24 protein-coding genes and 1 tRNA gene are annotated in these 22,013 nt (G+C 50.2%); 11 read left to right on the forward strand and 14 right to left on the reverse strand.

Annotation, left to right across the window (positions count from 1 at the left end):
* Window positions 1–9: 9 nt before the first annotated feature.
* From K6K13_RS23810 to K6K13_RS23820, 3 genes are read left to right on the forward strand one after another with little or no spacing between them, the layout of a single operon-like run.
* Window positions 10–891, forward strand: a complete 882-nt coding sequence (locus K6K13_RS23810) for an AAA family ATPase (protein WP_252120326.1) — start codon at window positions 10–12, stop codon at window positions 889–891.
* On the forward strand, window positions 872–1,963 hold the full coding sequence (locus K6K13_RS23815) for a tetratricopeptide repeat protein (protein ID WP_252120327.1): 1,092 nt from the start codon (window positions 872–874) through the stop codon (window positions 1,961–1,963). The genes K6K13_RS23810 and K6K13_RS23815 overlap by 20 nt, the downstream gene beginning before the upstream one ends.
* Window positions 1,939–2,748, forward strand: a complete 810-nt coding sequence (locus tag K6K13_RS23820) for a LuxR C-terminal-related transcriptional regulator (protein ID WP_252120328.1) — start codon at window positions 1,939–1,941, stop codon at window positions 2,746–2,748. Before K6K13_RS23815 ends, K6K13_RS23820 begins: the two co-directional genes overlap by 25 nt.
* Before the next feature lie 28 nt (window positions 2,749–2,776).
* Here the strand turns inward: K6K13_RS23820 and K6K13_RS16415 are convergent, their stop codons facing one another.
* On the reverse strand, window positions 2,777–3,265 hold the full coding sequence (locus tag K6K13_RS16415) for an NUDIX hydrolase (protein ID WP_222157945.1): 489 nt from the start codon (window positions 3,263–3,265) through the stop codon (window positions 2,777–2,779).
* A gap of 85 nt (window positions 3,266–3,350) precedes the next feature.
* Window positions 3,351–3,950, reverse strand: coding sequence for an NAD(P)H oxidoreductase (locus K6K13_RS16420; protein ID WP_222157946.1), 600 nt, complete (start codon window positions 3,948–3,950; stop codon window positions 3,351–3,353).
* A gap of 102 nt (window positions 3,951–4,052) precedes the next feature.
* Between K6K13_RS16420 and K6K13_RS16425 the strand changes: the two genes are divergently transcribed.
* The 7 genes from K6K13_RS16425 (at window position 4,053) to K6K13_RS16455 (ending at window position 10,567) form a co-directional block, all read left to right on the forward strand.
* Window positions 4,053–4,961, forward strand: a complete 909-nt coding sequence (locus K6K13_RS16425; protein WP_222157947.1) for a LysR family transcriptional regulator — start codon at window positions 4,053–4,055, stop codon at window positions 4,959–4,961.
* 288 nt (window positions 4,962–5,249) lie between these two features.
* Window positions 5,250–5,507: a YjhX family toxin gene (locus K6K13_RS16430; RefSeq protein ID WP_222157948.1), complete on the forward strand. Its 258-nt coding sequence runs from the start codon at window positions 5,250–5,252 to the stop codon at window positions 5,505–5,507.
* Between the two features lie 10 nt (window positions 5,508–5,517).
* Window positions 5,518–6,228, forward strand: a complete 711-nt coding sequence (locus K6K13_RS16435) for an SAM-dependent methyltransferase (RefSeq protein WP_222157949.1) — start codon at window positions 5,518–5,520, stop codon at window positions 6,226–6,228.
* 278 nt (window positions 6,229–6,506) lie between these two features.
* A complete protein-coding gene (locus K6K13_RS16440) occupies window positions 6,507–7,646 on the forward strand; it encodes a D-alanyl-lipoteichoic acid biosynthesis protein DltD (RefSeq protein WP_222157950.1) in 1,140 nt (379 codons plus the stop codon).
* A gap of 126 nt (window positions 7,647–7,772) precedes the next feature.
* Window positions 7,773–8,891, forward strand: a complete 1,119-nt coding sequence (locus K6K13_RS16445) for an MBOAT family O-acyltransferase (protein ID WP_222161141.1) — start codon at window positions 7,773–7,775, stop codon at window positions 8,889–8,891.
* Window positions 8,888–10,327, forward strand: a complete 1,440-nt coding sequence (locus K6K13_RS16450) for an AMP-binding protein (protein WP_222157951.1) — start codon at window positions 8,888–8,890, stop codon at window positions 10,325–10,327. The genes K6K13_RS16445 and K6K13_RS16450 overlap by 4 nt, the downstream gene beginning before the upstream one ends.
* A gap of 18 nt (window positions 10,328–10,345) precedes the next feature.
* Window positions 10,346–10,567 (forward strand): acyl carrier protein, encoded by a 222-nt coding sequence (locus K6K13_RS16455; protein WP_222161142.1) that lies wholly within the window; start codon window positions 10,346–10,348, stop codon window positions 10,565–10,567.
* Window positions 10,568–10,655: 88 nt separating this feature from the next.
* On the opposite strand, the gene K6K13_RS16460 is transcribed toward K6K13_RS16455, so the two are convergent.
* The 3 genes from K6K13_RS16460 to K6K13_RS16470 form a co-directional block, all read right to left on the reverse strand.
* Complete coding sequence (locus tag K6K13_RS16460) at window positions 10,656–11,258, reverse strand: NAD(P)H-dependent oxidoreductase (RefSeq protein ID WP_222157952.1); 603 nt, start codon at window positions 11,256–11,258, stop codon at window positions 10,656–10,658.
* Between the two features lie 132 nt (window positions 11,259–11,390).
* Window positions 11,391–11,633, reverse strand: coding sequence for a YciI family protein (locus K6K13_RS16465; protein ID WP_222157953.1), 243 nt, complete (start codon window positions 11,631–11,633; stop codon window positions 11,391–11,393).
* A gap of 14 nt (window positions 11,634–11,647) precedes the next feature.
* Window positions 11,648–12,223 (reverse strand): NAD(P)H-dependent oxidoreductase, encoded by a 576-nt coding sequence (locus tag K6K13_RS16470; protein WP_222157954.1) that lies wholly within the window; start codon window positions 12,221–12,223, stop codon window positions 11,648–11,650.
* A gap of 138 nt (window positions 12,224–12,361) precedes the next feature.
* Here K6K13_RS16470 and K6K13_RS16475 point away from each other — a divergent pair, with 138 nt between their 5' ends.
* Window positions 12,362–13,264: a LysR family transcriptional regulator gene (locus K6K13_RS16475; protein WP_222157955.1), complete on the forward strand. Its 903-nt coding sequence runs from the start codon at window positions 12,362–12,364 to the stop codon at window positions 13,262–13,264.
* Between the two features lie 1,006 nt (window positions 13,265–14,270).
* On the opposite strand, the gene K6K13_RS16480 is transcribed toward K6K13_RS16475, so the two are convergent.
* The 9 genes from K6K13_RS16480 to gpt form a co-directional block, all read right to left on the reverse strand.
* Entirely contained in the window at window positions 14,271–15,086 is an 816-nt protein-coding gene (locus K6K13_RS16480) for an isocitrate lyase/PEP mutase family protein (RefSeq protein ID WP_222157956.1), read from the reverse strand.
* Window positions 15,087–15,216: 130 nt separating this feature from the next.
* Window positions 15,217–15,669 (reverse strand): NUDIX hydrolase, encoded by a 453-nt coding sequence (locus tag K6K13_RS16485; protein WP_222157957.1) that lies wholly within the window; start codon window positions 15,667–15,669, stop codon window positions 15,217–15,219.
* Window positions 15,670–15,753: 84 nt separating this feature from the next.
* Complete coding sequence (locus tag K6K13_RS16490) at window positions 15,754–16,353, reverse strand: GNAT family N-acetyltransferase (RefSeq protein WP_252120329.1); 600 nt, start codon at window positions 16,351–16,353, stop codon at window positions 15,754–15,756.
* Window positions 16,354–16,683: 330 nt separating this feature from the next.
* Window positions 16,684–16,759 (reverse strand) — tRNA-Thr (locus K6K13_RS16495).
* A 188-nt stretch (window positions 16,760–16,947) separates the two neighbouring features.
* A complete protein-coding gene (proA, locus tag K6K13_RS16500; protein WP_222157958.1) occupies window positions 16,948–18,201 on the reverse strand; it encodes a glutamate-5-semialdehyde dehydrogenase in 1,254 nt (417 codons plus the stop codon).
* Between the two features lie 10 nt (window positions 18,202–18,211).
* Window positions 18,212–19,315 (reverse strand): glutamate 5-kinase, encoded by a 1,104-nt coding sequence (gene proB, locus K6K13_RS16505; RefSeq protein ID WP_222157959.1) that lies wholly within the window; start codon window positions 19,313–19,315, stop codon window positions 18,212–18,214.
* Between the two features lie 141 nt (window positions 19,316–19,456).
* Window positions 19,457–19,831: a sigma factor-binding protein Crl gene (gene crl, locus K6K13_RS16510; protein WP_222157960.1), complete on the reverse strand. Its 375-nt coding sequence runs from the start codon at window positions 19,829–19,831 to the stop codon at window positions 19,457–19,459.
* A 97-nt stretch (window positions 19,832–19,928) separates the two neighbouring features.
* Window positions 19,929–21,179, reverse strand: a complete 1,251-nt coding sequence (frsA, locus tag K6K13_RS16515) for an esterase FrsA (protein WP_222157961.1) — start codon at window positions 21,177–21,179, stop codon at window positions 19,929–19,931.
* A gap of 170 nt (window positions 21,180–21,349) precedes the next feature.
* The gene (gene gpt / locus K6K13_RS16520; RefSeq protein WP_222157962.1) at window positions 21,350–21,808 is read right to left on the reverse strand and encodes a xanthine phosphoribosyltransferase; all 459 of its coding nucleotides are present in this window, start codon (window positions 21,806–21,808) and stop codon (window positions 21,350–21,352) included.
* Between the last annotated feature and the right edge of the window lie 205 nt (window positions 21,809–22,013).

Raw genomic sequence — 22,013 nt, forward strand, 5'->3', positions numbered from 1 at the left:
AGCGGCAGTATGGCGTTTTTGCCCCCGGTGCAGACATCCTCTGCAACATTGGTTACCCAAGAACCTTTTCACTTCACACGCAAGCTACCGCTCATTCTCACCAAGTTTACGCCTCCGCGATCGCCTGGCGCGTTATTACAGCGCGAGCGTTTGCTGCAACGCCTTGATCGTGCACTTTCCAGCAACCTAACGCTAGTGTGTGCCGCTGCGGGGTTTGGCAAAACAACGCTGTTAACCCAGTGGTATCAGCATCGACAGCGGCAGGGGGATGCGCTGGCATGGCTCAGTCTTGAAGACGATGACAATACTCCGCTGATGTTTTCCCGCTATCTGCTGGAGGCGCTGCGGCCGCTGTATCACGGCTGGAGCACGGCGTTTCAACGCTATTTTCAGGGCGATGTCCCCGTCGATTTTTCGCTGTTTGTCGCGGAGTTGGTCAATCAATTACACGGTTGCCCACATCCGCTCTACCTCATCCTTGACGATTACCAGAGCATCAGTCACCCGGATATTCACGATGGACTGAGTTATCTTCTTACTCATGCTCCGGCATCCCTTCATGTGATCATTGGTAGCCGCAGCCAACTGCCGGTAGCACTGGGCCGACTTCAGGTGCAAGACCAGCTGGTTGAAATTTACCACGATGAACTGCGTTTCAACCTCGACGAAGCCAGCAGCTACTTTGCGCAATCAGCCACTACGTTGCTAAAACAACAAGAGATACAGCAGGCGATCGCTGTGACCGAAGGCTGGATTGCCGGCATGAAAATGGCCGCATTGTCGCTGGGTGACACTCCCCCCGCGCACTATGGGTTGAGATATCTGAATGCCAATTCACGGTCGATAAGCCGGTATATGGAGGAAGTGATTTTTGCCCCCCTCCCCCCCTGATGTACTGGATTTTCTACTGCAAACCTCGATGCTTAACCGTCTCCATCCCGATCTGTGCGATGCGGTCACCGGATACCATAACGGCGAGGCGATGCTGACCTGGATAGCGCAACATAACCTGTTTCTCTCCACCCTGGATGAAGCCGGATTCTGGTTTCGTTACCATCCTCTGATGCGTGATGCGCTACAACGTCGTCTGCAACATCGCATGGGTAATACTGTCCACCGGTTACATGAACGCGCCGGTAACTGGTTTGCCGCTCAACAGCTCTGGGCGGAAGCGATACGCCATGCGCTGGCGGCGGGAAAACCGGGCACCCCGCATGCTGAAGCTGGCGCGCAATCGCTGGCTGAGGAGGGAGACATTAACACGCTGGTGCGCTGGATTCGCTACTTACCGGCTAATGTCGAACCGTCACGTATCGCGTTGCAAATCAATCTGGCATGGGCTTTATCTCACCATTTTCAGTTTAACGATGCCCGCCAACTGCTTGATGCCATTGAAACGTTTGTGACTAATCATCCAGACGCGCTGGACCACACCACGTGGTTAAGATTACGCGTGGTGCGTGCCATCTGCAAAGCCTTCGCGGAAAACATTGCCTACAGCATGACGCTGGTTGCGCCCTTGCTGCGCGAGGTTCCCTGCGGGGATATCTGGGTGGATGGTCTGGTGTGCAACATCCTGAGCTATTGCCATCTGGCAAACGCGCGCCCCCAGCGCGCACTGGATGTACAAGCCCTGATAACCCACACCAAAACGGCAAACCGCAATCTTTTTGTTGAGGTATATCGCGCCTATGTCATCGCCCAAGGGCTTCTGCGACAGGGCAACCTCGGGGATGCAGAGCGCCACGCGTCACAGGCATTGCAACGCGCAGAACCGTTAACCGGTCCCTACTCCAGCAGCAGTGCCACACTGGCCCCGCTTTTGGCAGAGATCGCCTGGGAGCAAGGGGATGTAGCACGTATCACTGCCCTGCTGACGCCGCGTCTGCAAATGATTGACGACGTTTGCCCCCCGATGGTTTCAGCCGCTGTTACCTCGTGCTGGCACAACAGGCTCAATTAACCGGTCGGGAGGAAGAGGCTAACGCCCTGTTGTTGCACGCTGAAAACCTGACGCTTCAGCGAGGATGGCGACACGCTCGGGTTTCCCTGTTAGCACAGCGCATCACTTTCCGGCTCCAGTCTGGAGATAACGCAGAAGCGGCTCAGTTGCTGAGCCAGTTACAGCGACTGATCGAAGACATGGCCGGAGAACAAAATGACGCTCTGCGCTGGTATAGTGAACAGAGTCGGGCTCGCTTACTGATTGCGTCAGGCGATCTGGTGATGGCAGCAGAGGTGCTTCACCCCATCATGCTCGAACAAGAGCGCTGCGGCGAGTCGCTTGCCGCCACGCGTTCAAGGCTGTTGCTATCGGTCGTGCTATGGCGTACCGGAGAAACTGAACAAGCCATAACGGTGTGCAAACCGGCAATGCTGTGCGCGGTTAAACAACATCTGCATCGCAGCCTGCTGGATGCAGGACCGGAATTGCTGGCACTATTGCATCATATTCATCAACAGCAGACGTCGGATGCGATGTTCAACCGCGCAATAGCCGCATTATGGGCCACGCTTGCCCCTTCTCTGCCTGAAAACACCTCGCCGATGGCGTCACGGCTAACCGAGCGCGAGCACCAGACATTGCAACTGATCGCAGATGGCTTTTCAAACAAAGAGATCGCCCGCACACTGGGCATTTCAGCGGAAACGGTAAAATGGCACCTGAAACAGCTCTATGAAAAACTTCAGGTAAATGGCCGCATTCAGGCGGTGAATCAGGCGCGAAAATGGCAATGGTTGACGTGACGGGGCGGATAAGGCGCCCCACACAACCTCAAGGGATAACCCTGGGCGACGACGGAATACCGTTCAACAGAATGCGGTGTAGTTCCTGAGCTAAGCAAACAGGCCGAAACGCGGCTTCTGAGGCCAGCATCTCATCGATGCTCCACCAGCGTTTTTGCAGCAGATCGCTTTTTTCATTCTCACTCAGATTCGGCTCGCCACTCTCGCAACAGCTGGCATTAACCAGGTAATAGCGTTCATGGCTGATAAACGGGCTGCCGTTGCGCTCAAAAACCACCTCTCTTGACCACACCCACGCTGGCTTCTCTTTTATGATTAAGCCGGTTTCTTCCATCAACTCTCTGGCAAGCGCCTGCTCAAAGGTTTCATTCCCTTCCAATCCGCCACCGGGCGTGATCCAAAACGCCTTGATACTGGCATTGATATTGTCTTTGATAGTGTTGAATCTGAACTTAAAAAGTAAGACATTATTATCGTTATCAATGAGTAACGCGCGTGCTGAATGACGAATCTTCATATTCTTCCCTTAATAGCATCTTCGTCATTTTAGGTGATTGCCAAAACATTTGTCAGCACGTCAGGCACTTTCGTGCCTGCACACCTCACTCCAGCACAGAACCAACAAGGCTACGCGCCTGAGTGAAAAGTTGCTGATAATGGCCTTCACGATCGTCAATCCCCTCTTCAACACCGATAGTGTTATAGAGAAAATCGATGTTTGCGTCCTCAACGCCCAAATACCCCATACTGCCCTTGATGTAGTCGGTCATATTCTTTTCCCAGCCAAATTTGATAAACCCAGCTTGAGAACCGCCAACCAGTGCCAGCCAGCGAATTTTTTTGTGCTTCAGCACACTGTCTTCTCCGTAGGCCAAACCGTAATTCCAAACGCGTTCCAGATAGCCTTTAAGCATGGCGGGAAAACCATACCACCACACCGGAAACACCAATACCAACGTGTCTTTATCTTCCAGTTCACCAAACAGGCGATGCACTTCTGGCGAATAGCTTTTCTGCGGATTGTTCCAGTCCGGCTCATCGTCCTCCCTGAGCACCGGGTCGAACCCACTGCGGTAGAGATCAAGCGTGGAAACATTAATCCCCTGACGCACCGCTTCCCCCTGAATTTCCTGCACCACCTGCGCGGTTAAAGAATCACGGCGCGGATGGGACCAGATAATATACATATTGTTTTTTTTCATGCTGTTAACCCTATCTTATGAAGGAGTGACGACTACTTTACGGAAGGGAGATAATTCTGTAAAACGTAGTATTTGAGATGGGTTGATGAAGGATTTTCACTAATGCAGCTTAACTTTTCCGACTTCACCGCGTTCATTAGCGTCGCGCGTCACAAAAGTTTTCGGGGAGCGGGCAACGAGTTAGGGCTTTCCCCTTCAGCCATTAGTCATGCCGTTAAGCAACTGGAGCAGCGGTTAAAAGTTCGTCTGTTTAACCGCACCACGCGCAGCGTGGCGTTAACGGAGGCAGGGGTTAATCTCTTTGAGCGTCTGCGTCCGGTGTTTGACGAGTTCGATACCCTGCTCGATGAGATGAATTGCTTTCGCGACACGCCGATGGGTACGCTGAGAATCAACGCCTCACGATTAGCCTCACGTCTGGTGCTGATGCCGATGATCGCTGGGTTTAGCCGTCAGTATCCCGATATCAAAGTAGAGATCACCACTGACGACAAACTCGTCGATATCGTTCAACAATCGTTTGATGCCGGGATCCGCCTGGATACTACCGTTGAAAAGGACATGATCACTCTCCCGATTGGCCCAAAAATCAAACGGGTTGTGGTCGCCACGCCCGACTACTTTGAGCACCACCCTGCCCCGATGCATCCACACGATCTGGTGAATCACCAAAGCATTATTTTTCGTTTACAGAGCGGTCGTATCTATCACTGGGAATTTGAAGGCCCGGAGGGAAAGGTGGAGATTGCGCCGGTCGGTAGCATCATACTGGATGATATGGACTCGACGCTCGAAGCCGTATTGTGCGGCGCTGGTGTGGGTTACCTGTATTATGACCAGGTGAAAACACATCTGGCAAACGGCGCACTGGTGCCGGTGCTGGAGAAATGGCTACCCGAATTCCCCCGCCTGCAACTTTACTACCCGAATCGACAATATATGCCGGGCCCGCTACGGGCTTTTCTCGACTACGTAAAAGCGCATCGGGTTGCCGAAACACCCAAGAAATAATGGCGATGTGCCTGGTTTCTCTGCGCTGACAACCGGGAAAGTAGCGATAATGCTTTTCCGAATCACACTTTTCAGGCTTGTTTATTTCCTTACAAAGCGTGCGTGCTATGCTTTAACGGTAATGTCCTATCGACGCTCACCGAGGCTTTGATGCTGGAGAATGTAATCATCCGATAATCAGTTTGCCGACCCTATTCAGGCCGGGCTGATTATCACTGCGCTGAAATCGAATGCGGACACCGCAAGGTGTTTGCACGTTTTGCCTATGATGATTAACAGGTTTCCAGCATGAATTTATCCCGTCAGGAACAACGGACGCTGCACGTTCTCGCCAAAGGAGGACGCATTGCTCACGTCCGCGACACGTCTGGTCGTATCACCGCCGTCGAATGCTACAGCCGCGAAGGTTTGCTGCTGAGTGATTGCACGCTCGCCGTTTTCAAAAAACTCAAAACCAAAAAGCTGATCAAGTCTGTGCAGGGTCAGCCGTATCGCATAAATACCTCCGGGCTGAGAAACGTCCGCGCCCAATCAGACAATCGCTAAGGAGTGGATCATGAACCCACTGTTTTCGCCTGAATTTATCAATGCCAATTTGATGGGGCCAAGCGCGCTACTGCTGGCAGAAGAAGTCAGCGACGCTCTGGCGTTAAAACCCGGAATGCGGGTGCTCGATTTAGCCTGCGGCACTGGCCTGACCTCCCTCTATCTGGCAAGCCATTATGGTGTTGAAGTGGTCGCAATGGATTTATGGATTGCTGCCGAAGATAACGCACGCCGTTTCAGTGAATATGGATTGTCCAACCGGATAACCCCATTACATATGGATGTTGCCGACCTTCCCACGGTAAAGCCGTTTCCCGAAAACCACTTCGATGCGCTGCTCAATATTGATGCCTACCACTACTTTGGCGCCAGCTCAGCCTTTTTCGACAGCCACCTTGCGCCGTGGATCAAACCCGGTGGCCGCGTCGCGATCGTTGTTCCGGGTTTACAAAGGCCTTTCGTTCGCGGTGTTCCTCCTGAACTGGTCCCCTTTTGGCAGTCTAGTATGAACTTCTTTACCGTCGACTGGTGGCGGCAACTCTGGCAGCAAAGCGCCTATTTGCAGATAGCGGAATGCACCGAGAGCGCCCGTTGCGAACAGGCCTGGCAAGCATGGCTGGCGTGCTCCCACCCCTATGCCATACGCGATCGCGACATGATGGCCGCCGAAGCGGGGCACTGGTTTAACTTCACTAAAATGACGGGCGTTATCCGTAAATAACACAATCCTCCCTCTTCGGAGAGGGAATACTTGAGAAGGATTTTCAAACATCACAACGACGCACGGCATGTTGTCCAACAAACAACCGTGGTGAAGGCCCATTATTTGGCCCATTTAATCAAATTATGTGAGCAGGACAAACACTGTACATACCGTTACACAGCAACGCTCATCATCGCCGATAAGCCTGGTATATAATGCAAAAAACGCAGGAACCGACACCCTATAAAGATATAAAGCAACAAACTTTAAACAAATGAATATCATGTAATTATATAATGAAAATCAAAAATACTTTCTGCCTACATATCCTGATGGCGATCCTGGCTATCCTGTTCCTCAGCGTTCCCCCGCTGGTGAGAACCGCTGATCCAGATCTGACATTCCAACCGCTGATTAAATCAATGGAAGGAACGCCAAAGGAACGCAAGCAAAACATGGCGACTATTTCCCATGCTTTACAGGGCAATGCGATTTTCTTTATCGGTGCATCTGAGGTTTCTACTTCCGAAGATGAACATTACGCGGTTTATAATTACTTCAATAACCAGTTGCATCGCCCTTTAGTGGCTTACGGTGATAGCTACATCGATAGCATCACGCATTTTTTACTGCTCTCGCGTTTTAAAAATGACATTAACGCCAATAGTAAAATTGTGCTGATCTTAGCACCGGATACTTTTTATTCTGAAGGTATTCCTCCAGCCATTTTTGCCAACAACTTTCCCTCATCTGTGTTTAATCCCTTGATGAAAGATATGTTGGCGCGTCCTTTGCTGGTCAAATACTTACGCAATATTGATAAAGAAGATATCAGCCACTTAACCTTCAGCCAGATGGAAATCTATGGCTGGTATCCGGAAATTATTTGGCAGGAAGTGAGTTACCTCTTTGCTAATTTCTGCGAGATGGTAAAAAACGAGTGGCTGGCAATGCTCAACATTACCCCACAACCGGAAAAACCCTGGCCGGAACAGCCCGTCAACCTCGTCACTCCAGATTGGGATATGGCGTTGGCCCACGCGCGCGAGCTCAACAAATCACGCCAGCAAAGCGCTGATACGATGTGGATGGATAAGTCAATTTTTGCTGACGATAACACGCCGGATGAGTGGGACAACGCGCCAGCAATCCCCTCACAACTGGAAGCGCTGCGGGCGACGGTCAAACTGCTGAAAGCGCGCAACGCCCAGTTTGTGGTGGTGGTTGACCCGATTAACCCTTGGGCGATCAAAAACTCAGAGAAATTCCAGGTCGTCGATCAACAGATCCGAACGATGTTGGAGCAACATCGGGTTCCCTATTTTGATATGTATGCCCAGCCCTATCAGAACGGCTGGAACTGGGATCGTCTGCATCCCACTGAACTGGCGTGGGTTGCCATAGACCGCTTTATTGCTGAGAGTTTTAAACGATGAAAACTGCCCTTCGCCTTTTTTTCCTTTATTTCTTTCTGGCGGTCACTGTTGTTGCGTGGACCTCTGTTGATGACAGCATGGATTTGAAAGTGCATTTCGAATACCAAAAATTCTGAAGGGGAAATGATGTATAGCTCCGGAACGTTTTTTTTCCTTCTGTTTTCATCAGCACTACTGTTTGCGCTGGTTAACCGCGTATTGCATTATCGGCTGACCTATTTGTCTGCGTTTTCTGTGCTGGCAGCCTTTGGCTGGGCGTATATTTTCCAGGGTGATTACCTCATTCCGGTAGCGGTTTTTCTTGGGTTTTATCTGCTGGTCACATTAAAAGATAAAGGCTGGTTAAAAACCTGGCAGGCCGTCAGTTTGACATTGCTTCCTATATTCCTGGTGAAATTAGATCTCAACAACCACTGGAACATGATTGGCTTGTCATTCATGACCTTCCGTGCTGTTGACGTACTGCTTTACCGCAGCAAAAAAGACGGCCACCGTTTTCTGCATTATTTCTGCTACCTGTTTATGCCATTTATTATCCTGGCAGGTCCGATGTATCGCTGGCGTACATGGATTAATGACATTAATAAACCGGTGTTTACACTTACCCGTGAACAGTTTTTACTGTCCATGGAACAAATTTTTACGGGTATTATCCAGAAATACTTATTCGCCACGCTCATTGATACGCTGGTGGTTCAACCGTGGAGCCATCAGCCGTTTACGTTAAGCGTGGGTGTGGTGATGTCTCTGGCCTACAGCGCTTACCTCTATTTTGACTTCGCTGGCTACAGCAATATGGCTATCGGGGCCGGACGCTTATTTGGCCTGAATATCCCGGCAAACTTCAATATGCCTTTTCTGGCAAAGAACCCGCAGGATTTTTGGCGACGCTTCCACATCAGCCTGTCTGAATGGCTGAGGGATGTGGTCTTTATGCCGATTTATATGAATCTGATGAAGCTCGACTTTTTCCGTCAGAACAAAACGCTGGCGCAGAATATTGGTATTTTCTGCACCCTGTTTTGTATGGGGGCGTGGAACGGGCTGGAACGACACTATGTCATCAGCGGCGCATTATTTGGCGCCATCTCTGTTGCTCACAATATGCTGCAATGGTCGGCGAAACGCAGCCCGGTGCTGAGCAATTGGTTAGACCATCCGGTTAGTGAGTTTACGGGTCGAATTTTGACGCTAGCAAGCGCCGCGGCCTCCCTCTATATTTTTAGCGGAATGTCACCTCTATGAACCAACACAGCGAGCGTCTGGAACTGCAAGATTTTCTGCGTGCGGCCTTACTCGACCCGGCCAACCCACAGCAACCGGCGATTAGTGGCAGTGATGAAGCCCTGACCTGGCAGCAACTCTCTGTTGCCGTCACAGACTGGGCAAAACGCTACCACCACTGCCAGCGGTCTGCTGGCCCACCGATAGTGATCTACGGACATCAGCAGGCTGAGTTTGCCGTTGCAATCTACAGTTGCCTGCTGCACAACATTCCGTATATCCCGGTGGACTGCATCTACCCACAAGAACGGCTCAAGGAGATTTGCCAACTGGCAAGCGCCCCTTACTATTATGACGTGGCAACCCGGCAATTTGTTGCCACGGGCGTGCCCGAGCAGGCGCTCGTTGAGCAGGATCTCGCCTATATCATGTTCACCTCTGGCAGCACAGGAAAGCCAAAAGGTGTGCAAATCGGGCGTGAAAGCCTGTGGCATTTCATGAAGTGGGTGCGTCAGGATTTTGCGCTGCCGGAAGTGCCGGTGCTGATGAACCATGCGGTGTTCAGCTTCGATCTCTCGCTGATTCCACTGCTGGCAAACCTGGCCACCGGTGGGCATATCGTGCTGAATGCGAAAGAGGATATTGCCGCAGAAAACTGGCTTGACCGCCTGAAAAGCAACGGCGTTTCCGTGTGGGTTTCCACCCCCTCCTTTGCCTATCAACGGCTGCTTTCACCGCAGTTTAGCAGTGACTACTTGCCCGACCTGAGCGTCTTTGTGTTTATCGGCGAAGTGTTGAACAAAGCGCTGGTAAAACAACTGCGCCGCCGCTTCCCGCACGCCAAAATCCTTAACTCTTACGGCCCAACGGAAGCCACCATAGCGACCACGGTTATCGAAATCACCGATGACATCCTGCACAACGAAAACGATTTGCTGCCGATTGGCGTAATGATGCCGGATTCCAGAATGGAAATTACCGCTGATGGTGAGTTGATTATTTGGGGCAAAAACGTAATGCGCGGCTACCTCGGGCTGGCAAAAGAGAATGCCGAGAAATTGCTGCATCGGGAAAGCGAAATGTTCCGCGGCTACAGAACCGGCGATCTGGGCTACGAAAATGTGGATGGGCTGCTTTACTGTCAGGGCCGCAATGACAGCCAGATTAAACTCAATGGCTATCGCATTGAAATCAACGAAATCGAAAATCGACTGCTGGCGATGTCCGATATCAGCGAAGCGGTGGTTCTGCCGTTGATGAAATCATGGGGTGGCGTTTTACGCATTGCCGCATTCTGCGTGACGCATTTAGCCCCGGAAGCGATTAAAACCTCGCTGTCGAAGGTAATCCCGCATTACATGGTGCCTTCGCAAATTATCATTAAAGATGCATTGCCGCTTAACCCTAACGGCAAAATTGATCGTAAGTTGCTGGACTCTCACGCCCGCACCAACTAATTACACCAGGAAAAAATGATGGAACAAGAAATTCTCGCGCTGTTTGAAAAGGTCTTATCCCGCAAAGTGGGCTTTCATGATGAGCTGATTGAGTCAGATATTCTCGACTCGATTCTGGCGGTAGATCTGGTGCTGGAAGTGCAGGACGTTTACGGGTGCATGATTCCCCCGACAGAAGTCGCGACCGTGCTGAAAACCCCGGCGGATTTGGCGCGTTACATTGAAGAGAATCGTGGCTAATCTTCAAACAGTGAAAAATTTTGCTCACCGCAATCACCTCAGGTGGCATCACCTGAGGTGAGCGTTGCGCGAGAGAGAATCGCCTCCGCTACCTTTTCAGGCGCTCAATCAATTGGCGCTGAAAATCAGGCAGCTTGCTGCTGCTGGCATTCTGAAACACAAGCGGCGTAAGATACGTCATACCTGCATGCAGAGCGCTTGCTTTCATGGGTAAAAAGACATCCGCAAGCGTAACACCAATTCTCCCCGCCTCTCCGTAAGTAGACGATCCTCCAGCAGCGGTGCTAACAATAAGCATGTCTTTACCCTGCCACACGCCGGGTCCCACGCTGCCCCAGGTGTCGTTCAACCAGGCTTTCATCATGGGCGTAATATTAAACCAGTGGGTAGGAAAGATAAAAACAACGCGTGAATGCTCGCGCATAATCCGGCGTTCTTCTTCGCCATTGATACTACGGGTGTCAAAACCATAGATCGTCTCAAGATTACGAACCGTTACGCCCGCAACGCGCTCCGCCGCCTCCTGCAATCCCTTCGTCAGGACAGAGCGTTCCGGATAAGGATGAGAAACAATAACCAGTGTTTTCACAACACTCTGCTCGTTGCTCATCGCTTCACGCAGCGGTAACAGTAAAAGAAAAGTAACGGCAAATACCCTTTTTACCACGCTGAAAAAGTGTACCCAATTCATCTTTTCAATCCTTCATTAATTCAGGGTTTCAACCGTTGCCGATTACCGCCAGTCCAACACACCTGTAGCGCGATTGTTTCAGGATGCCTGAAACTGATGCAGATTTTCCGCGATCATTTTGGGAGAAAACTCTCAGATATCGTACTTTGCCAGATCGGAAAAATAGGCGTCCTCAGCCAGGAGCGCCATAAGTTCATCACGATCTTTGGCACTGGCAATAATAACGCCGGCTCTTTCACAATCGGTGTAAGGTCCAATCATCAGAAAGTTACCGGCATCAAAATATTTTTTAAACCATTGAGCATGACGAGGAAAAAGAGACGCGTGTTGCTCTGCCGTAATATTTTCGTTTACCGTGATAGTGATAAGAAACATTTACCTGCCTCTTTTTATACCGCCATTTCTGGTTCAGATGACAACGCGTGCAGTACAGTAATCAGGCGTGAAGCATGCTCTTTCGCCATGATTTTCTGTTGTGCTATTTTGATTTGGTCGCGATCTGAATAGCTCACGCCGCAGGTGTAAACCGGTTTCTGCATAGCCAGATTGCATAGCGCCGCGGTGGTTTCAAACTGAATGAGGTAATCTTCAACATCGTGTCCAAAGAAGCCGTCGGAAGAATATAGCGCCTGCGGTGCTCCCGTCGTAAAAGAGAGAACCAGCTTTTTACCACCCAGTTTGGCTGCCGAACCGTGAGCAAACCCGTGGAGAAAAACCTCATCCAGCCATAGCTTCATGATCCCAGGCAGTGAATACCAGGAAAAAGGAAACTGCCAGACAATCACATCAGCCTTCAACAACGCGTCCTGCTCTGCGGCAACATTGATTTTAAAATCCGGGTAAAGCGTATCAAGACAGCGGATCTCAACGTCAGGCAAGGCACTGGCAACCTCCCGCAGGATAGTGATATTACCAACAGACGCCGCAAGATTTGGGTGCCCTGAAATCATCAATATATTAGGCATTTTCAGTTCATTCACCGTGGGTCATTCAATGGATGCACAGTATAAGCAAGCTCAATCCTGTTTTTTAGGGTATCAATAGATCAAAGACTCTTAGACAATAGCTAATAATCAAAGCCCCCTTTGCATCGGGATGACGGTATGAATAACGTGATTTACAATCAAATACGCATCTTTCAGAGTATTGCGCGTGAGGGCAGCATCTCCGCTGCTGCAAGGAAACTGGAAATTACGCCGCCCTCAGTCAGCAAGGCGCTCAAGCTCCTTGAGCAACACATTGGGCACCCGCTGTTTGTTCGCACCACTCGTAGCGTTGAGCTGACTGATGCAGGCCAACAGTTATTACAGCAAACATCCGATGCCGTAAATTCGCTGGAAAAAGCGCTTGAAAACATCAAAGAACAGAATCAAAAACCTTCCGGTCTTATCAGGATTACACTCTCGCGCTTTGCTTACCTACTGATACTCAAACCCGCTATGGCCGCGTTCTGCCAGCAGTACCCTGGGATCCAACTGGAGATTTCCGTTTATGACGGGACCCTAAATATCATTGATGAAAGGTTTGATCTGGGAATTCGCTTCGGAGACATTCTTGAGGGGGGCGTTGTCGCTCGTCAACTGATGAAACCCTTTCGTGAAGGGTTATATGCTTCAATGGAATATCTTCAAGAATTTGGCACACCGGTATCACCGGTTGATCTTCGCCAGCACAGGCTTATTGGTTACCGGTTTATTACCAATAATCGCATCCTCCCACTGATACTGAATGATAAGGGAGAGCAACTCACCGTTGATATGCCGGGCCAATTAATTAGCAATGACATTGACGTTATGGCTGATGGTATACGTAACGGACTGGGGATTGGGAGACTTTTTGAACCTATTTACCAACTACAGTCTGATAAGGAAAAATTTATTCCGGTGATGAAACCATACTGGAGAACCTATCCACCGGTGTATCTCTATTATCCCAAAAATGCAGGTAAATCCAAAAGGGTCAAAACCTTGATTGATTTTTTAATCAAAAGGGCTGAGTATCAATAAAAAAGCCCTAGCAACATTCGCCAGGGCTTTTAGGTTACACTTAACTTAAGGTTTAACATTAACACACTTAGATACTTAGTACTGCTATTTGTACAACCTTGATGTACACGTTACGACGATAATATTGGGTACTGAAAAGATAGCAAATTCCTCCCATATAGTTACCGGTTAAACGTTCTGCCTGCTCCACCAACCTACGAAGCTATGGCAGGCTAAATAAGTACATCGCCCATCGCGATATAAAGTATTTGATGCGTAGCCTTACTACCGTTGCGATATTCAACACCTAAAACCGACCAGACACATTCGCAACTTAAAACAACAAAAACATGGCCTTACATCATCGCGCTTTCGTTCACACCCTGCGATTGTAGAGACTGACTACGTGGCCTGAATGCATTACCAAAAGAGAATATTACCCACTCTCAGTTTGGAAAACCCATAAAAAAAATACACTTCATGGCCTTTATCGCATAATTATTAAAGAACGAAAAAACACTTTTCAAATAAACAGCAACCTAATTTCCTCTGCTGTTAAAATACAATTTACATGCTTTTTCCGTAGTGTCAACATTGTTATTGACAACATGATTAGGACATCGTGCTTTTAATTGAAAACATCATAAAACCATAGAGTTATAATTATCACCACCACTGTCAACGGGTTAAAATACGCACAATTCAAGGCTGTTTCTTGCTGTTTATAGCTAAAGGGAAACAACATCTATATTTTATGTACGATATGTTCTAAACATGGTGAACATAAACGGCATACTGACGATGAGCAGAGGGAAGTAGCCCTAAAAATAGGCGCTGAGTTATGCCCATGAGTGAGCATGGCAACCGGTTAACCGCAGGTACGCCATGCAACCAGTATGACGGTAAGCGCGGCAGTGAGCGACCGTTTCTTCCAGGGTAAGGGATGTAGTATCAAACATACCCCGCGATTTTTGTGATAGCACAGTGGCTACAGCGTTAGAGTGCCTTGGTGGGCAATGCGCCTGGATTATTTTCCCTCGAAATACGATGCCAGTTCCGAAAATCCAATAGCATCTTTGGAATAAGTAAACGTGCCCTTTGACATGATCTCTTGAGCCGCCTGTACAAACATGCCATAGGCAAACCGCGCCATGGATGCACCAACACTGATTCGTCTTACGCCTGCATCGGCCAATTCAGCCATGCTAAATATCTCTCCCGGCAATCCCATCACAACATTAACGGGTTTCGTTAACGACTGACATACCGTTTTAATCATTGTGATATCTCTGAGACCTGGCGCATAAAGCACATCCGCCCCAGCTTTTTCAAAAGCCTGTAATCTCAGGATGGTTTCATCCAGATCGGTGATTCCCCACATGAAATTCTCGGCACGGGCCGTTATGACAAAATCATGTTCCAGTGCATCCCGTGCTTGAACCGCGGCCTCAATTCTTTCCACTGCCAGACTAAAATCATAAATAGGCTTGCTGACGATGCCGGTATGATCTTCCAGAGAGCATCCCGCCAACCCGATACCTGCGGCGATGTCGATCGTCTGTGCGGCACTTTCAGGGCAATACCCCATCCCTTTTTCAAGATCTGCGGACACCGGCAGGGAAGTGGCATTCCCGAGAGACTGACAATGCAACAGAGTCTGCTCCCACGGAACAGTTCCTTCCTGAACCCCTAGTGAAAAAGCAAGCCCCGCACTGGTTGTCGCAAGCGCTTTAAACCCCATGGTTTCGAGTATCCGGGCAGTGCCGATATCCCAGGGGTTAGGAATAACGAAAACATCATCAAGCTCATGCAGCCTGCGGAAAATCTTTCCTTTGTCTTCCATGTGTAACCCCATGCATCATTGTCAAACAGAAAGCGCACTACGTTTAGTTGAAACTACCATAAAATCCAACGCCATTCAGAACCCAAACAGGGTATCAGGAGGTTTCTACCGCGAATAAATGCACTATTATTCAAAGAGTACCCTTCAAAAACCGTTCATTTAGCTCCCACGCTGCCGTTCGATTACTGTCCCATGTGTGATATTTACTCAACTGCGAATACTTTATCAAACTCACCTCGCTATGTTCATCACTAAAATTCAATTGAGAATTCATAGGTAACCTAACCGCAAAGGAATATTCTGTAACGGTATAAAAATCATGCCCCCATTCCTTATCACTGTTGAAATAACATCTTGGGATAGAACACAGAGATTCAAGTGGTATAAGATCTGATGTTTTAAGCATGATCCCCAATTCTTCAGATGATTCTCGCATCGCTGCACGTAATAGGGTTTCATTTTCCTCTACCCCTCCCGCTACCCATTGCCAATAATCCATATCTTTTCTTTTCAGAAGATACAAATACAACTCACTCTCATAAATTGCATAAGGAACAACTAACACTTGTTTAGGTTGGCGCATCAATACTCCATACTTACAACATTAAATATTAACCATCACACTTTTTCATACATAAGCTATTTAATAAAAATTAAATACCCCACCCTACTTAATAACACTAACTGAAGACGCTACCCACTCATCACGTAACATACTCATTATGGCAGTATCCCAGCGTTCATCGCCCACTTTCACGGAGGATCGGCGAACACCCTCACCAATGAATCCCACGCGGGAATAGGTTTTGATGGCTATTTCATTCCAAGCGTACACGTTAAGCTCCACGCGCTCTATTTCGGCATATGAAAATGCTTTTTCTAAAACCATGCTAACCATTGGAAGGGAAAAGCCACGCCCCCGATGTTGAGGCGAAATGACAACTCTACAAATTTTTGCTATCCCATTCCGCCAGTCAAACACCAGTTGGCAATGACCGCATAATTCGCCGGCATCATCTTCAGCCATCCAACAAAAAGAGTCAGAGGGAATGGTCTTGGTTTTACTCAACATCGAATTAACGTGTTCTTCATTTAGAGGATAAGATAAATCTGGCCCACCCCATTGAACAATGTCCTTTTCACTAAAAAACCACCCAATCAATATTGAAAAATGTTGTTCAGTGAAAGGGATAAGATGGAGTTTGTTACTGGATGAATGGCTATTCAGAAGAGGGGCTGACATTTTCATAAAAAAACTATCGACCACGGTATTAACATGATACGAAGAAATATATTACCAAAAGGTGATTCAATACAATGTTTTATTTTATCATTTGACCTAATTGCGCTACCAACATTTTGGCTCTTTTGATACTCACTAAGATATCGCGGCCAAACCAACAAGAGATCAGCGGCAGCCGCTCACGCATTTCTAAGGTGGTTTTTTTCTGTTGGAGCGTGAATCTGATGCAGTCTCATGTTGAGATGGCCCCGGGGATGAACGGCAACACAGGCAAGATAAGTATTGCTGCTACAACAACGGTGACAATCCCATTGGGATTGCAATTAAAGTCGATAAAATCAATGCGATATACAATGGTGCCGATAATAGGAGTCGAACCTACGACCTTCGCATTACGAATGCGCTGCTCTACCAACTGAGCTATATCGGCCCTGAGACACGTCAGTGAGCACTGACGGTGGACTACGGGGTGACAAAGTAGTGAAATCACCGCAGCAAGTCAATAGTTTTGCCGTCCGTTTGCTGGTTTTGTAAACGACCGGAGGAATAACAGGATTCTCTCATTATTTTCACTGCTAATAACGGAGAATCCTATAACTTTCAGGCTTAAGGCAGCGGTCAGGCGCGGATTAAATCTTCGCCGTAGCCAATCCACTTGTAGGTGGTCAACGCTTCCAGTCCCATCGGGCCGCGCGCGTGCAATTTCTGCGTGCTTACCGCCACTTCGGCACCCAAGCCAAACTGGCCGCCATCGGTAAAGCGGGTGCTGGCATTGACGTACACCGCCGAAGAATCCACCTCGCGCACAAAGCGTTCCGCATTGCTGATGGAGCGCGTCAAAATGGCATCGGAGTGCTGCGTGCCGTGTTCACGAACATGAGCAATGGCCGCATCCATATCGTCCACCAGCGCCACGTTGAGGTCGTTAGAAAGCCATTCGTCATCGTAGTCCTTGGCTTCCACCGCAACCACGTTGGCAGACCCACTTTGCAGCGTGTTCAAGGCTTCCGGGCTGGCGTGCAGCGTCACCCCTGCTTGTGCCATTTTCTCGCTCAGTGCAGGCAGGAACTGCGCGGCAATGGCGCGGTGAATCAACAGCGTTTCCAGGCTGTTGCACGCGCTCGGACGCTGTACCTTGGCGCTTTCAATCACGGTCAGCGCTTTGGCAAAATCAATGCTCTCATCGGCAAAAATATGGCACACGCCAATTCCGCCCGTGATCACCGGAATAGTCGATTGCTCACGGCACAGTTTATGCAGTCCGGCACCACCGCGCGGGATCAGCATATCCACGTAACGATCCAGTTTAAGCAGTTGATTGACCAGATCTCTGTCAGGGCTTTCAATCGCCTGAACCGCAGCAGCTGGCAGCCCGCTTTGTGCCAATGCGCGTTGAATCACGCTCACGGTGGCTGCATTGGTGCGATAAGTCTCTTTGCCACCGCGCAGAATTACCGCGTTACCGGTTTTCAGGCACAGGCTGGCGACGTCGACCGTCACATTTGGGCGCGCTTCATAGATAACGCCCACTACGCCCAATGGCACGCGACGGCGTTCCAGTTTCAATCCATTATCCAGCAGGCGGCCATCAATCACCTCACCCACCGGGTCATTCAGGCGGCAGACCTGGCGCACATCGTCAGCAATAGCGCTCAGACGCTGCGGCGTGAGCAGCAACCGGTCTTGTAACGCGGCGCTCATGCCGTTTTGCCGTGCATCTGCCAGGTCCAGCGCGTTAGCGGCCAGAATCTCTGCGCTTTCTGCCTCCAGCAGGTCAGCAATCACGTTCAGCGCCTGGTTCTTCTGCACCGTACTCAGCACCGACAGGTGATAGGAGGCTTGTTTAGCCGCTTTGCCCATTTTTTCCAGCATGGCGAGCTCCTTAATTGATAATCATGTCGTCGCGATGAACGGCCACCGGGCCATATTCATACCCCAGAATATCGGCAATCTGCTGCGAGTGATGCCCGGCAATCATGCGCAGCGCATCACTGTTGTAACGGGTTACCGCATGCGCCAAATCGCGTCCGGAAAGGGTACAGACGCGGATGACCTCACCGCGCGAAAAGTTACCCTTCACCTCGCGAATGCCTTTTGGCAACAGCGAGCTGCCACGCTCAACGATCGCGGAAAGCGCACCGTCATCAATGGTGATTTCCCCCGCCGGTGGTGCACCGAAGATCCAGTGTTTGCGGCTTTCCAGCGGTGCTTCCACGGCGTGAAAACGGGTGCCGACCGACACGTTGCCGATCACATCACCAATCACGTCAGCGCGGTTGCCTGCGGCAATGATCACATCAATCCCAGCACGGCAGGCCACGTCGGCGGCCTGCAATTTGGTCGACATACCGCCCGTGCCCAGGCTAGAAACGCTGCCACCGGCAATCAGGCGCAGTTCGTCGGTAATGCCTTCCACTTCCCGGATCAATTCGGCCTCCGGGTTGGAACGCGGATCGGCGGTAAACAGGCCAGCCTGATCGGTCAGCAACAGCAGTTTGTCCGCATCCGCCAATATCGCGGCGAGCGCCGACAGGTTGTCGTTATCGCCAACCTTGATTTCGGCAGTGGCTACCGCATCGTTCTCATTAATGACCGGAACAATACGGTTATCCAGCAAGGCACGCAGCGTGTCGCGGGCGTTGAGAAAACGCTCTCTGTCTTCCAGATCTGCGCGCGTCAGCAACATTTGACCAATATGGATGCCATAAATAGAAAACAGTTGTTCCCACAACTGAATCAAACGGCTCTGTCCGACCGCAGCCAACAGCTGTTTGGTGGCGATGGTGGCAGGCAATTCCGGATAGCCCAAATGTTCGCGCCCAGCGGCAATCGCCCCAGACGTCACAATCACAATACGGTGTCCGGCCGCGTGCTGCTGCGCACACTGGCGAACCAATTCAACAATATGGGCACGGTTCAAGCGGCGCGATCCGCCGGTCAACACGCTGGTACCCAATTTCACAACCAAAGTCTGGCTGCCACTCATGATTAATCTGCCGTTAATGTTGGTCAAAACACGAAATAGTGAAAACGTTGCCACAGAGCACGTTCATAATGGCAACAGAGATTACGCGAATCTGCCCCGCTCCCGCAAACGGTAACGCGGCGCAGACTCAAAAGAGAGGCTTCACGGTCGCTCGGTGAGCGTCAAGGCGGGTTCCAAAGAGTGTAATAACTTTGCCAGACGCGTATGAAACTGCTGTTGCGTCTCCTGCACTTTGGTCAGCACTTCAGTATCCTTAATGTTCTCTTCTTGCCAACGGCCCGTTTTATCGTACAAGCCAGTATGGTAGGAATAAACGAGCGTCTGTTCCTGGGCTTCCAACTGAAGCCACCATCCCCAGAATTCCCGTTTTTCCGGCACAGGTTTCACACTAACGCATACCGCCAGGCAATCAAAGAAAAAACGTTCGTTGTCGCACTGATTCTCGCGTAGATAGGGCCCCAATGAGGCAAAACTTTTCATGAGCCGGGCTTTCGGGTGTCCACTCGGTAATGTCATCGGTTTACTCCTCAGGTTGAAGCTTCTCTTTTAACAGATGGCAACAATAAATTAAACCGCTACGCTTCAGGTTATTCTTGCTTTGTGAGTCCGATGCTTAGGCGTTCAGCGCGCCCTTTAACCAATCGCTAATATGACCCAATGCCTGATGAAAATTACGGTATATCGGCGCCGCCTTGATGGGCAACAATTTACCGTTGGTGGATGAATTGACGATCAGGTTCGCTTCTTCTTTCGGGCACAGCAGGTCGTTATCCCAATAGCCCGCCAGCATCGGCGTCGGGCAACGGTGGCCCAACAGCCCCTGCGTTTTGAGCGAGTAGCGGCCCAGTTCCGTTTTCAGCGCTGCATCGGTGGCATTCGCCATACCAAGTCGGCTGGCCAGCACGTCCATATACATATCCGGCACCTGATGCTGGCGCTGCGTATCACACAGCAAATGGTGCACAATGGGGCCAAGCGTAGCGACACCACGCAAACGGCCCGGATCCAGATAGGCCAGTCGTACCGCGATATTGGCACCGAAACGAAAACCAAAGGCACCAACGCGGCAGTGATCAACCCAAGGAATATCAGGCAGTGCGCGCAGCACCTGCCGGTGCAGGAAACTGCTGTCTTCGCTTAACTTCCAGCGCGACGAAAAGCCAACCGACGGCACATCAATGGTTAGCATGGCCATGCCTGCCGGTGCCAGATAGTCACGAAACAGGCGATAATAGTCGCTTTGCAACATATCCAGCGTGCCACACATCAGCACCGTTGGGAACGGTGCAGCGCCCTGCTCAGGCAAATGCAAAAAGCCGCGCAGGTTGCCGCCACCCTCGATGGGAAAATCCAGCGCTTTCAGTTGATACGGCAGGTAGTTAGCCGCTTCTTCATAGGCGCGGTTAGCCAGCGTTTGTGCCTGCTCTGCCAGTTCGTCCCCTTTGATATAGGGATAAGCCGCAATGCTGTAGAGGTTGGCCGCATTCAGCCAATAGTGACCATCGTGCTGGGTCTCTTCGCTTTCCATCGCTTTGGTTTGCCAGGCGGCACCCTGCTTGGCCCACTCATAGATCCAGTTGCCGCTGCGATAGCCCACCACGGTATCCAGAAAATGTTCATTGCTGCGTTGCGCCGTGCTGACCGTAATCCGTGCCAGCACTTCTTCAATCTCACGTGGATCGACACCGCGCCAGATCCACATCAGGCGGTTCAGCGTACGGTACCAATGCTTGGAATAGTGCCCCTCCAGCGCGGAATGGCGTTCAACGTCTTCATGGTGGCGAGCGCGCCTGACCAACGTTGATGTCTCTTGATGTTTGAACGAGGGTTTAAACAGTGTCTCAGAGAGATTGGCTTTAACCACGGCAGTCTCCTAGATACGGCATGATTGAGAACACGAAAACGCACGGTAGATGCGTTTCGGAATGAACGTGCTGCACAGGCTTCTTGGAGCCTTTAAAAAAAATTGCCCGGCACAAAGCCGGGCAATTAACATAACATTAGTCAGCGTCTGAACGCTATGCCGGAAGGCAATTACCGTCCAACCAAGGGCGGTATAAACACCACGCCCATGTCCCACGGTTGCTCAATCCAGGTGTCCTGCGGGATATCAACCACGTAATCATCAACCAGCGGACGTCCGGCTGGCTTGGCGAAGATGGTGATAAAATGCGCTTTCGGGTACATATCGCGAATCGCTTTCGCCGTTCCCCCGGTATCCACCAGATCGTCGATCACGATAAAGCCTTCACCGTCTCCCTCGGCACGTTTCAGGACAGTCAGCTCACGCTGGTTGTCGTGGTCATAGCTGGAGATACACACGGTATCCACATGACGGATGCCTAATTCACGCGCCAGCAGCGCACCGGGAACCAACCCGCAACGGCTAACGGCAATAATGCCTTTCCATTGTTCGGCTGGCAGCAAACGCTGCGCCAGTTTACGGGCATGAATTTGCAACATATCCCAGGTGACGACGTACTTTTCGCTCATAAAAATCTATCCTGACCAACGTTAAATTGGCTTAATTCGAGTCTGAGGGGGAAAAAAGGTTGCGCGAGATTATAGATAGCCGCCAGCATAAAAACCAGTATTTATCCACGTAATCGCTGCATACTTCTTGCTTTCACCCCCAAATTGCCGGGTAAAGACACCCTAGCACAAAGCGGAAAATAACGACCATACTGGTTACTTAGCG

This window comes from Symbiopectobacterium purcellii, assembly GCF_019797845.1.
Taxonomy (GTDB): Bacteria; Pseudomonadota; Gammaproteobacteria; order Enterobacterales; family Enterobacteriaceae; genus Symbiopectobacterium; species Symbiopectobacterium purcellii.